The sequence below is a fragment of the Streptomyces roseus genome, assembly GCF_001044425.1.
GTDB classification, from domain to species: Bacteria; Actinomycetota; Actinomycetes; order Streptomycetales; family Streptomycetaceae; genus Streptomyces; species Streptomyces roseus.
Map to the genome: position 1 here is coordinate 41,817 of NZ_LFML01000068.1, position 11,610 is coordinate 53,426.

The 11,610-nt window shown below is 74.6% G+C and carries 9 protein-coding genes; 6 read left to right on the top strand and 3 right to left on the bottom strand.

Annotation, left to right across the window (positions count from 1 at the left end; genetic code table 11):
* Positions 1 to 215 precede the first annotated feature (215 nt).
* Together ACS04_RS17365 and ACS04_RS17370 are read left to right on the top strand one after the other, a co-directional pair.
* Complete coding sequence (locus ACS04_RS17365; protein WP_048477540.1) at positions 216 to 920, top strand: response regulator transcription factor; 705 nt, start codon at positions 216 to 218, stop codon at positions 918 to 920.
* A gap of 12 nt (positions 921 to 932) precedes the next feature.
* Positions 933 to 2,345 (top strand): sensor histidine kinase, encoded by a 1,413-nt coding sequence (locus ACS04_RS17370; RefSeq protein ID WP_048477541.1) that lies wholly within the window; start codon positions 933 to 935, stop codon positions 2,343 to 2,345.
* 33 nt (positions 2,346 to 2,378) lie between these two features.
* On the opposite strand, the gene ACS04_RS17375 is transcribed toward ACS04_RS17370, so the two are convergent.
* Complete coding sequence (locus ACS04_RS17375; protein ID WP_048477542.1) at positions 2,379 to 4,532, bottom strand: endo-beta-N-acetylglucosaminidase; 2,154 nt, start codon at positions 4,530 to 4,532, stop codon at positions 2,379 to 2,381.
* 47 nt (positions 4,533 to 4,579) lie between these two features.
* Positions 4,580 to 5,860 carry a glycoside hydrolase 5 family protein gene (locus ACS04_RS17380; protein WP_048477543.1) on the bottom strand — a complete coding sequence of 427 codons (1,281 nt, stop codon included), beginning with the start codon at positions 5,858 to 5,860 and terminating at the stop codon, positions 4,580 to 4,582.
* A 212-nt stretch (positions 5,861 to 6,072) separates the two neighbouring features.
* Here ACS04_RS17380 and ACS04_RS17385 point away from each other — a divergent pair, with 212 nt between their 5' ends.
* Positions 6,073 to 7,131: a LacI family DNA-binding transcriptional regulator gene (locus tag ACS04_RS17385; protein ID WP_107438629.1), complete on the top strand. Its 1,059-nt coding sequence runs from the start codon at positions 6,073 to 6,075 to the stop codon at positions 7,129 to 7,131.
* A 90-nt stretch (positions 7,132 to 7,221) separates the two neighbouring features.
* The gene (locus ACS04_RS17390) at positions 7,222 to 8,163 is read left to right on the top strand and encodes an ROK family protein (RefSeq protein WP_048477718.1); all 942 of its coding nucleotides are present in this window, start codon (positions 7,222 to 7,224) and stop codon (positions 8,161 to 8,163) included.
* Between the two features lie 13 nt (positions 8,164 to 8,176).
* Here the strand turns inward: ACS04_RS17390 and ACS04_RS17395 are convergent, their stop codons facing one another.
* Entirely contained in the window at positions 8,177 to 9,172 is a 996-nt protein-coding gene (locus tag ACS04_RS17395) for a TAXI family TRAP transporter solute-binding subunit (RefSeq protein ID WP_048477545.1), read from the bottom strand.
* A 93-nt stretch (positions 9,173 to 9,265) separates the two neighbouring features.
* Here ACS04_RS17395 and miaB point away from each other — a divergent pair, with 93 nt between their 5' ends.
* Both miaB and ACS04_RS17405 read left to right on the top strand, forming a co-directional pair.
* A complete protein-coding gene (miaB, locus tag ACS04_RS17400) occupies positions 9,266 to 10,792 on the top strand; it encodes a tRNA (N6-isopentenyl adenosine(37)-C2)-methylthiotransferase MiaB (protein WP_048477546.1) in 1,527 nt (508 codons plus the stop codon).
* Between the two features lie 49 nt (positions 10,793 to 10,841).
* A complete protein-coding gene (locus tag ACS04_RS17405) occupies positions 10,842 to 11,549 on the top strand; it encodes a class III extradiol dioxygenase subunit B-like domain-containing protein (protein ID WP_048477547.1) in 708 nt (235 codons plus the stop codon).
* Positions 11,550 to 11,610: the final 61 nt, after the last annotated feature.

Genomic DNA, 11,610 nt, shown 5'->3' on the forward strand with positions numbered 1-11,610 from the left:
ACATCTGAGGGAGAATTGAGCATAACGAAACGGCCTCGCTCCGATACGCTCCGTGCGCACCGGGCTCTCGGGTGCGGATCGCCCGTACCGGGTGCATAACGGAAGACTCGCCGGAGCGGAACCCCCTTGACGTGGGCCTCTTCATCGGCGTGGATGCAGGGTGGCCCCACCGCGGGCCCTGATCAGGAAAACAGGAAACAGGAAAGGGGGACGCCATGAGACTGCTGCTCGTCGAGGACGACGACCACGTCGCCGCCGCCCTGTCCGCGATCCTCGCCCGGCACGGCTTCCAGGTGACCCACGCCCGCAGCGGCGAGGAGGCCCTGCAGGCCCTGCTGCCGGCCGGAGCTCCCCCCTTCGGCGTCGTCCTCCTGGACCTCGGCCTGCCCGACCAGGACGGGTACGAGGTGTGCGGCAAGATCCGCAAGCGCACCTCGACGCCCGTGATCATGGTGACGGCGCGCGCCGACGTCCGCTCGCGCATCCACGGCCTCAACATGGGCGCGGACGACTACGTCACCAAGCCGTACGACACCGGTGAACTCCTCGCACGCATCCACGCCGTCGCCCGGCGCACCGGCGCCTCCGAAGAGGCCGCCGCGACCGGGACGGGCTCCCCCGACGTGGTCCGCATCGGCCCGGTCAGCATCGAACTGCCGACCCGCCGCGTCAGCGTGGACGGAGTCGACGTGCCCCTCACCCGCAAGGAGTTCGACCTGCTCGCGCTGCTCGCCCAGCGCCCCGGGGTCGTCTTCCGGCGCGAGCAGATCATCAGTGAGGTGTGGCGCACCAGCTGGGAGGGGACCGGCCGGACCCTGGAGGTCCACGTGGCCTCGCTGCGCTCCAAGCTGCGCATGCCCGCCCTCATCGAGACCGTCCGCGGGGTGGGCTACCGGCTCGTCACCCCGGCCGCGCCCTAGGGGAGTGTCCTCGTGCGCGCCCGTCTGCTCCCCCTGCTCGTCGTCCTGATGGCGGGCGTGCTCCTCGCCCTCGGGTTCCCGCTCGCCGTGAGCCTGGCCGCGGGGCAGCAGCAGCGCGTGGTGGTCGACCGGATCGACGACAGCGCCCGATTCGCCGCCCTCGCCCAGTTCGTCATCGACGCCGAGGGTTCCGGCTCCGCCGGCGCCACCGAGCGCCTGGAGACGCTCCAGCTGGAACTCGCCCGCTACCAGCAGCTGTACGGCATCCGCGTCGGCATCTTCCTGCGCGACGACAACGCCATGGCCCGCGCCCCCGGCTGGTGGGAGCTCCCGGAGGCGGGCGAGGGCCGCCGCGCCTTCTCCGAGGCCCTCGCCGGGCGCCGCAGCCACGACCCGGCCCAGGTGTGGCCCTGGCAGACGCGCGGCAAGCTGCTCGTCGCCTCCCCGGTCGTCCTCGACGGCGACGTGGTCGCGGTCGTCGTCACCGAGTCGCCCACCGACCAGATGCGGGCCCGCATCCTGGAAGGCTGGCTGATCATCGTCGCCGGGCTCGCCGCGGCGATGCTCGTGGCCTTCGGCGCCGCCCTCGTGCTCACCCGCTGGGTGCTCAAGCCGGTGCGGACCCTCGACGCGGCCGCCCACGGCATCGCCACCGGGCGGATGAACTCCCGGGTCGCGGCGGCCGGCGGGCCCCCGGAACTCCAACGCCTGGCGCATTCGTTCAACGAGATGGCCGACAACGTGGAAGAGGTCCTGGAGCAGCAGCGGGCGTTCGTCGCCGACGCCTCCCACCAGCTGCGCAACCCGCTCGCGGCACTGCTCCTGCGGATCGAGCTGCTCGCCCTGGAACTGCCCGAGGGCAACGAGGAGATCGCCTCCGTGCGGGCCGAGGGAAAGCGCCTGACCCAGGTCCTGGACGACCTGCTGGACCTGGCGCTGGCCGAGCACACCTCCGCCGAGCTCAGCCTCACCGACATCGGCGCGCTGACCGCGGAGCGCGTCGCCTCCTGGCGCTCGTACGCCGAGGAGAAGGGCGTACGGCTCACCGAGACGGGCCGGACCGCCGTCACGGGCTGGGCCGATCCGATCGCGCTCTCCAGCGCGCTCGACGCCGTCATCGACAACGCCCTCAAGTTCACCCCGGAGGGCGAGGAGGTCGAGGTGTCGGTCGCCGCGGCCGGGTCCTTCGTGCACGTCGTCGTCGCCGACCGCGGGCCCGGTCTCACCGACGAGGAGCTGCTCCGCGTCGGCGACCGGTTCTGGCGCAGCGGCCGCCACCAGAACGTCAAGGGCTCCGGGCTCGGCCTGTCGATCTCCCGGGCGCTGCTCGCCGCGGGCGGCGGGTCCCTCGCCTACGAGAAGAACCCGCCGCACGGGCTGCGGGTGACGGTGGCCGTCCCGCGCAGCGATCCGCACTCGGCCTGAGGGCCGGGAGCCCCGACAGCGGCCCTCGGGCCGTCAGGTCCAGGGGAGCGCGGTGGCGGCCGGGACGGAGGCCACGTACAGCTCGTCCACGGACCGGACCTCGAAGCGGACCGCGGGCTCCCGCCCGGCCCGTGTGACGGCCGGGAGGTACAGGGCCGTTCCGCAGGTGCCGCCGAGGAAGCGGCGGGTGCCGTCCGGGAGCAGCCGGTGCAGTTCGTAGTGGCGGACCGGTCCGGCCGCCCGCCGCCAGGACAGCCGTACGGCGGCCGTGCCGTCCTGCTGGGCCGAGGCGTCGACGGTCAGGGCGCCCGGAGCCGCCGGGCGCCGCCGCGCGGTGTCCTCGCGTACCGACACGGCGCCGAGCCGCCAGGACACGGCCCCGCCCCCGCGTGCCGTGATCCGTACGGCGATCCCGTACGCGGTCCTGCCGCCCAGGGCCGCCAAGGCGATCCGGGAGGTGCGCCAGACGCCGGCGGCGGAGGCCTTTGCAGGGGCCTTCATCCAGGTGTACGGGACCGGCTCGCCCGGGGCGGCCGGCTCGCGCGTGGCCACGCCCACCTCGACGGTGACCGTCCCCGACTCGGTCGCGTGCACCAGTTCCAGCACCGCGGACGCGGTCAGCGGCAGCCGGGTGCAGTGCAGTCCGACGGCGGCGGGGGCGGTCAGGGAGCCGGACACGAGGAGGCTGGATCCGCCGCGCCAGGCCCGCGCGAAGTCCAGCGTGACGGAGGGCCGCGCTCCGGTGGTCTCGACGGCCCAGCGGCGGCCCGGCAGCCGGTCCTGGAGCCCGAGGTGGTTCCACGGGGTGTCGCCGGTGACCCTGCCGTCCTCGTACCAGCGCTCCCCGTGCCCGGTGTTGAAGGCGCAGGCGAAGGGCAGCGCGGTGACGGTGGACCGGTCCGCGACGGCGGTGGCGGGCGCCCGCCAGGTGCCCTCGGGGGCCGGGTGTGCGGGGTCGAGGGACTCGCCGGTCCAGAACCGCTCGTCGGCGCGGTGGAAGGCGCCGGGGGAGCGGTCGGTGAGGTGGCCCAGGGTCCACTCGGGCCGGTAGAAGCCGAAGCTGACGACGTGGGCGCGCTCGCGCGGGATGATCGCGTCCCAGCGGACGCCGGAGTCCCAGCCCTCGGACTCCACGTCCAGGGCCGCCCACAGCTCGTGACGGGAGCGGCCCAGCCGGTCGGCGAGCGCGCCGGAGGCGGCCAGGGTCTGCGGGGTCCAGCGGAAGTCGACGAACATCGTGTCCGCGACCCGGCCCGCACGGTCCTCGAAGAACTCCTGGTTGAGCGCGTTGAGGGCGCCCTGCCAGCCGACCCGGCCCGTGCTGTTCATGGCGTCGTACCAGGTGGTCCGCAGCCCGTACGGTGCGCCGGCCGCTCGCAGGGCGCGCAGGAAGGCCCGCATCCGCGCGGCGAGCGCGCTGTCCCCGCCGTCGGTCTCGGCGTTCACGAACCAGCCGTCGAACCCGTGGGTCCGCGCCACCAGTACGAGCTTCTCGGCGATCGGGAACCGGCCTTGGGAGTCCTGCCGGACGAGGTCCCGGGTCCACTGGAGGTCGCCGCCGTACACGACGGGCGGCAGGAAGACGTTGCCGAGCACCGGGACGCCGTGGCGGTGGGCGGCGTCGACGACGGGCGCGTTCGGGGCCAGCACGATGCCCTCGCCCGAGGAGCCGCCCCAGAACACCAGCTCGTCGAGGTACGCCCAGTGCGTGAGGGCGTAGTGGTCGGCGGTGGCGGAGCCCTGGGAGGGGTTGCGGGCGGTGGGCCCGAAGGAGACCAGGGAGGAGATCCGGGCCTGGCCGGCCCGGGCCCCCGCGTTCGGGGGCACCGGCGTGAAGCGGGGCGCGAGCGGCACGGACGCGGTGTTGTACGCGAGGTCCGGATCGGACTCGGGGGTCCACCGGCTGAGGGAGCGCCAGGTGATGCCGGGGCCGGGGACGCCCGGGGGGAGGGAGTCGGGGAACCAGTACGAGGCGTACGGGGCCAGGTCGGGGGCGGCCTCCGCCGCCGGGGGCCGCAGCGGGGGCGCGGCCTGTGCCTCGGTGGCGGAGCCGACGCCGCCGAGCAGCGCCGCGGCGCCCGCTCCGGCCCCGGCGGCGAGGACGCGGCGACGGGACGGCGGGGGCGAGGCCGGCCGGCGTGAGGGGCAGGCGGTGCGAGGGTCGGCGCCGTTGTCGGACTCGGACATGCGGGCTCCTCGGGGACGGTGGCGGTGGCCGTGGCGGTGACGGGCGGTCAGCGGGCGTGCGTTCGGATGACCTCGGGTACGCGCAGCACCTGCGTGATGCCGCGCGCCGACAGATGGGCGGGGTCCTCGGCCAGCTCGGCCAGGACCACCGCGGGGCGCACCCCCTGGGCCGTGAGCGAGGCCCAGGCCTCGAAGAAGGCGCCGCCCGGCGCGCACACCGAGCGCCGCGGCGCAGCCCGCGCCCCGCCGACGTCCACCGCCAGCGCGGTGGACCGTACGGCCGGGCGGTGTTCCCGGCCCCGCCACCGCGCCGCGATCCGGGCGACGGCCGCGCCGGCGGGCTTGACCCGGCGGTCGTTGGTGAGCAGGCCGAGCCCGTACTCCAGCTCGGGGAAGTCCGCGAGCTCCCGGGACACGTCGTGCGAGCACCACCAGGTCACGCCCCACAGGTCCGGGCAGTCCAGCGCGTTCGCCACGGTCGCCTCCGCGAAGGCGGCGGCGTGCTCCGGCGGGATCGACGGCGCGGGCGCCCCCACCTCCTGGAGCCACACCGGCCGGTGCGCCTCGCGCGCCCACGCCTTCGACAGTTCGACCAGGTACGCGGCGTGGTGCTCGGTGGCCGTACCGGTGCGGCCGTGGAGCTGGGCGGTGCCGTTGAACACCCAGGAGTGCACGGCCGTGGCCCCGCCCAGCCGGGCCGCCTGGTCCGGAGTGAAGGGGTGGCCGTCCCGGTACCAGGCGGCGTCGTACTCGGCGTGCACGTGGAGCCGGCCCGGCGCGCCCTTCCCGCACGCCGCGAGCATCCGCTCCAGCCAGCGGCCGGCCTGCTCCCCGGTGATCCGGTCGGGATCCGGATGGGGGCCGTCGGAGAACTGGTTGACCTCGTTGCCGACCGTCATGCCGAGGAAGTTGGGCCGGTCGGCGAGGGCGGCGGCCAGCGTGCGCAGGTACTCCTCCTGCGCGGCGACGACGTCCGGATCGGTGAAGAGGTTCCGCCGGTGCCAGGTCCCCGTCCACGCGGGCAGGAAGTCGAAGCTCGACAAGTGCCCTTGCAGGCCGTCCACGTTGACGTCGAGCCCGCGCTCGGCGGCCGCGTCGGCGAGCGCGACGAGCTGTTCGACGGCGCGCGGCCGGATGAGCGTCCGGTTCGGCTGGAACACGGGCCACAGCGGGAAGACCCGTACGTGGTCCAGTCCGAGCGCGGATATCGAGTCGAGGTCGGCCCTGACCTCGTCGAGGTCGAAGTCGAGCCAGTGGTGGAACCAGCCGCGGGAGGGGGTGTAGTTGGCGCCGAAACGGAGCGGACGAGGGGCGGGTTCGCCGGGCATGAGGCGTCCTGGAGTTCTCGGGAATTCGCCGGGTGGGGCACAACCTGCCGGGTGCGGGGAGTGAAGTCAACAGGGCCTGGGACGGCTGTACTTAAGCGCTTCAGTACCGTTGACAGAAGGGTTTCGGCCTCTCAAGCTGGTCGAACTAATGCGGTTTAGTTCCGGCATTCCGAATGCGTACGGAAATGGCCCGGGGGAAGAGCAGGCACGTCATGGCCCGCAGGCCCACCATCAAGGACATCGCCCGCCGGGCCGGAGTGTCCGAAAGCGCCGTCTCCTTCGCGCTCAACGACCGGCCCGGCGTCTCCCAGGACACCCGCGCCCGGATCCGCCGCGTCGCCGAGGAGCTGGGCTGGCAGCCCAACAGCGCCGCGCGGGCGCTGTCCGGCGAGCGCTCCGGCGCGGTCGGACTCGTCCTCGCCCGGCCCGCGCAGACCCTCGGCGTCGAGTCCTTCTTCCTCCAGTTGGTCTCCGGCATCCAGGAGGTGCTCGCCGCGGACCGGGTCGCGCTGCTCTTCCAGGTCGTGGACGGCATCGACGCCGAATGCGCCGTGTACCGCCGCTGGTGGGCCGAGCGGCGCGTGGACGGGGTCCTCGTCGTGGACGCGCGGACGCAGGACCCGCGGCCGGAGCTCCTCGCGCTGCTCGGGCTCCCGGCCGTGATCATCGGGGGGACGGCCTCAGGCGGCGCCGGCTCAGCCGAGGGCACGGGCGGCGAGGCGTCCTCGGTATGGGCCGACGACGCCCGGGCCATGGCCCAGGTCGTGGACCACCTGCACGGCCTGGGCCACCGGCGGATCACCCACATCGCCGGGCTGCCGGACCTCGCCCACACCGCCCGCCGCATCGCCTCGCTGCGCGCCGATGCGAAGGCGCGCGGGCTCGACCCGGAGCACGTGCGCTCGGTGGTCACCGACTACTCCGACACCGAGGGGGCGGCCGCCACCCGCAGGGTCCTCGCCGAGCCCGAACCGCCCACCGCGCTCGTCTACGACAACGACGTGATGGCGGTCGCCGGCCTCGCCGTAGCCGCCGAGCTGGGCATCGCGGTCCCCGGCCGGATCTCCGTGGTCGCGTGGGACGACTCGGCGCTGTGCCGGGTCCCCCACCCCCGCCTCACCGCCCTCGTGCGCGACACCGCGGGGTTCGGACGGCTCGCCGCCGAGGAGCTGCTCGCCGTGCTGGCCGGAAGCCCCCCGAGGGCCCGGGAGAGCGAGCGGCCGCGGCTGGAGCCCCGGGAGAGTACGGCCCCGCCGGCGGCCGCATACTGATCCGGACCCCTTCCTGGAGCCGCTTCCGTGACGAGTCCCACCTCCGCCCAGCCCGCACCACACGCCGCCGCCCCCGATCCGGCGGCGGGCCTGACCGTGGCCGTCGACATCGGCGGTACGAAGATCGCCGGGGCGCTGGTGCACCCCGACGGCACGATGACGGCCACCACCCGCCGGCCGACGCCGCGCGGAGCGGACGGCGACGGGGTCTTCGCCGCCGTCGCCGAGGTCGTCGCCGAGCTCGCGGGCTCCCCGCTGTGGTCCGCGGCGGTCCGCTGCGGCATCGGCAGCGCGGGCCCCGTGGACACCTCGCGCGGCACGGTGAGCCCGGTGAACATCGGGGCCTGGCGGGGCTTCCCGGTGCAGGCCCGCATCGAGGCCGAACTGGCCCGGCACGGAGCGGCCCTGCCGACCGTACTCGCTGGTGACGGCGTCGCGATGACCGCCGCCGAGCACTGGCTGGGCGCGGCCCGGGGCCATGCGAACGCCCTGTGCATGGTGGTCTCCACCGGGGTGGGCGGCGGACTGATCCTGAACGACCGGCTCCACCCGGGTCCCACGGGCAACGCGGGCCACATCGGGCACATCAGCGTGGCATTCGACGGTGAGCCGTGCGTCTGCGGGAGCCGCGGCTGCGTGGAGTCCATCGCCTCCGGTACCGCCATCGCCCGCTGGGCCCGGGCCCAGGGCTGGACCCCGGCGGATCCGCACGGGGACGCTTCAGCGGCGGGCGTGGCCGCGGCCGCCGAGGCCGGGGAGCCGGTCGCCGTGGCCGCCTTCGACCGGGCGGGGCGGGCGCTCGCCGCGGCGATCGCGGCCACCGCGACGCTCGTGGAGACGGACATCGCGGTCATCGGCGGGGGCGTCGCCACGTCGGGGGACACGCTGTTCGCGCCGATCCGCGCCCACTTGGCCGACTACGCCACGCTCTCGTTCGTGCGCGGCCTGCGGGTGGTCCCGGCGGCCCTGGGGACGCACGCGGGGCTGATCGGGGCGGCCGCGGCCGCGGCGATGCTGCTGCCGGGCACCTGACCGGGGACATCCCTCAGGGCTTGACCGAGCGGTAGTAGCGCTGGGCGCCCTCGTGCAGGTCCAGCGGGTCCGTGTAGATCGCCGTGCGCAGGTCCACCAGCTGCGCGGCGTGCACCTCGTGCCCGATGCTGTCGCGGCTGAAGATCACCGTGCGCGTGAACCGCTCGGTCAGCTCCGGGTCCGTCTCCTCGGTGGTGACCAGCAGGTTCGGCACGGCCAGGGTGGCCACCGACGAGGTGTTGCGGGCCCGCGCGTACGCGTCCTGCGGCATCACCGCCGCCCGGTAGTACCGCGCCGGGGTCCCGCTCGCCTGGAGCGAGGGCACCAGGTCGCCGAGCTGCACGAGCCGGATCTCGTACCGGTCCGCCAGATCGCGCACCGCCTGCGTCGGCAGTCCGCCGGACCAGAAGAACGCGTCGATCCGGCCGGCCTCCAGCTCCGCCGGCATGGTGTCGATGCCTATCGACACAGGGGTGATGTCCCGCGCGGGGTCCAGCTTGGCGGCCCTCAGCAGCCGCTCCGAGATCAGCCGCACCCCGGATCCCGGCTGGCCGATCGCGACCCGCTTGCCCTTCAGGTCCCGCGCCGACTGCACGCCCGACCCGGCCGGGACCACGAGCTGGACGTAGTCGTCGTAGAGGCGGGCCACACCGCGCAGCCGCTCCGCGCCCGGCTTCCCGTCCGCCCGGTACTTGGAGACGGCGTCCGCGGTGGCGATCGTGAAATCGGCCTTCCCGGTGGCCACCCGCTGGAGGTTCTCCTGCGAGCCCTCGCTGGGCTGCAGCCGCACCTTCACGCCGGGCATGTCCTGGGCGAGGGCCTGCTCCAGCAACTGGCCGTAGCGGTGGTAGACGCCGGTGCGGACCCCCGTGCTGAAGGTCAGCTCGCCCCTCAGCTCCGGCTCCCCGAAGGGCCTGAGCCACCAGGCGAGCAGCCCGAGCACCGCCAGTACGGCCACCAGCCCCCACAGGGCGGTGCGCCTGCGGATGCGGGGCGGTACGTGAGCCATGCCGCGATCCTGCCACCGGGCGGGGGCCGGTGTCACGGCCCGCCCGCGACCAGGGGGGCCGGAGGGGTTCCGGGCACCGCCTACCCTTGTCGTATGACCAGCAGCAGCGACCGGAGCACGGCAGTGGACGTCAAGGGAACATACGAGGTGCGCACCTACGGGTGCCAGATGAACGTGCACGACTCCGAGCGGCTGTCCGGTCTGCTGGAGGGCGCGGGCTACACGCGGGCGCCCGAGGGGTCCGACGGTGACGCCGACGTCGTGGTGTTCAACACCTGCGCCGTGCGGGAGAACGCCGACAACAAGCTGTACGGCAACCTCGGCCGGCTCGCCCCGATGAAGACGAAGCGCCCCGGCATGCAGATCGCCGTCGGCGGCTGCCTCGCCCAGAAGGACCGGGACACGATCGTCAAGCGGGCCCCCTGGGTCGATGTGGTCTTCGGCACGCACAACATCGGCAAGCTGCCGGTCCTGCTGGAGCGCGCCCGCGTCCGGGAAGAGGCGCAGGTCGAGATCGCCGAGTCGCTGGAGGCGTTCCCCTCCACGCTGCCGACCCGGCGCGAGTCCGCGTACGCCGCGTGGGTCTCCATCTCCGTCGGCTGCAACAACACCTGCACCTTCTGCATCGTCCCGGCCCTGCGCGGCAAGGAGGAGGACCGCCGGCCCGGCGACATCCTCGCCGAGGTGGAGGCGCTGGTCGCCGAGGGCGTATCCGAGATCACCCTGCTCGGCCAGAACGTGAACGCGTACGGGTCCGACCTGGGCGACCGCGAGGCCTTCAGCAAGCTGCTGCGCGCCTGCGGTCAGATCGAGGGGCTGGAGCGGGTCCGCTTCACCTCCCCGCACCCCCGGGACTTCACGGACGACGTCATCGCGGCGATGGCCGAGACGCCCAACGTGATGCCGCAGCTGCACATGCCGATGCAGTCCGGTTCGGACACCATCCTGCGCGCGATGCGCCGCTCGTACCGCCAGGAGCGCTTCCTCGGCATCATCGAGAAGGTCCGCGCCGCGATTCCGCACGCCGCGATCTCCACCGACATCATCGTGGGCTTCCCCGGCGAGACGGAGGAGGACTTCGAGCAGACCATGCACGCCGTCCGCGAGGCCCGCTTCGCCAACGCCTTCACCTTCCAGTACTCCAAGCGCCCCGGCACGCCGGCGGCCGACATGGAGGGGCAGATCCCCAAGGAGGTCGTCCAGGAGCGGTACATGCGCCTGGTCGCCCTCCAGGAGGAGATCTCCTGGGAGGAGAACAAGAAGCAGGTCGGCCGGACGCTGGAGGTCATGGTCGCCGAGGGCGAGGGCCGCAAGGACGGTGCGACGCACCGGCTGTCCGGGCGGGCGCCCGACAACCGCCTGGTGCACTTCACGAAGCCGGCGGACGAGGTCCGTCCCGGCGACGTGGTGACCGTGGACATCACGTACGCCGCCCCGCACCACCTCCTGGCGGAGGGCCCGACCCTGTCCGTGCGCCGCACCCGCGCGGGCGACGCCTGGGAGAAGCGCAACGCGGCCCCGGCGCAGCCGCAGGGCGTCATGCTGGGCATCCCCACCCTGGGCGTCCCGGCCCCGCTCCCCGAGGCGGCCGCGGGCTGCGCGCTGCCCGCGTCTTCCTGACGGGCCGGCAGGGACCCCGCCCGCGGGGTGCGGGGGCTAGGGTCGGATCATGCTTGTAGCCGCCGCCGTGTGTCCCGCCCCGCCCCTGCTCGTGCCCGAGGTCGCCGCGGGCGCCGCCCCCGAGCTTGCGGACGCCCGTACCGCCTGCTCGGACGCGCTCGCGGTGCTCGCCGCCTCGCGACCCGACCTGCTCGTCGTCGTCGGTGCCGCCGACGAGGACCACCGCGGGCCCTATCCCCAGGGGTCCCGCGGCAGCTTCCACGGCTTCGGCGTCGAGGCCGGCGTACAGCTCGGGGACGGCGAGGAGGGGCCGCGCCTGCTGCCGCCGTCCCTGGCCGTCGGCGCCTGGCTGCTGCGGCACGCCCGCTGGGGCGCCTCCCCCGTCGAGGGCCTCGGGGTGGGGGAGCCCCTCGAAGCCGCGCGGTGCCTGGAGGCCGGCCGGGGGCTCGCCGCGCGCGAGGAGCGCGTCGCGCTCCTCGTCATGGGCGACGGCAGCGCCTGCCGCACGCTGAAGGCCCCCGGTTACCTCGACGACCGCGCCGTCGCCTTCGACGCCGCGGCGGGCCGCGCGCTGGGCGCCGCCGACGTGGCCGCGCTCGCCGCCCTCGACACCGAGCTCGCGTACGAGCTCAAGGCCGCCGGCCGGGCGCCCTGGCAGGTGCTGGCCGGGGCCGCCGAGGGGGCGGGGCTCGACGGGCGGCTGCTGTACGAGGACGCCCCGTACGGGGTCGGCTACTTCGTGGCCGCCTGGTCCTGACGGCGGGACCCCGGGCGAACCATCGGCGGGTCCGTCGGCGGGCCCCCCGGCGGGCACGGGG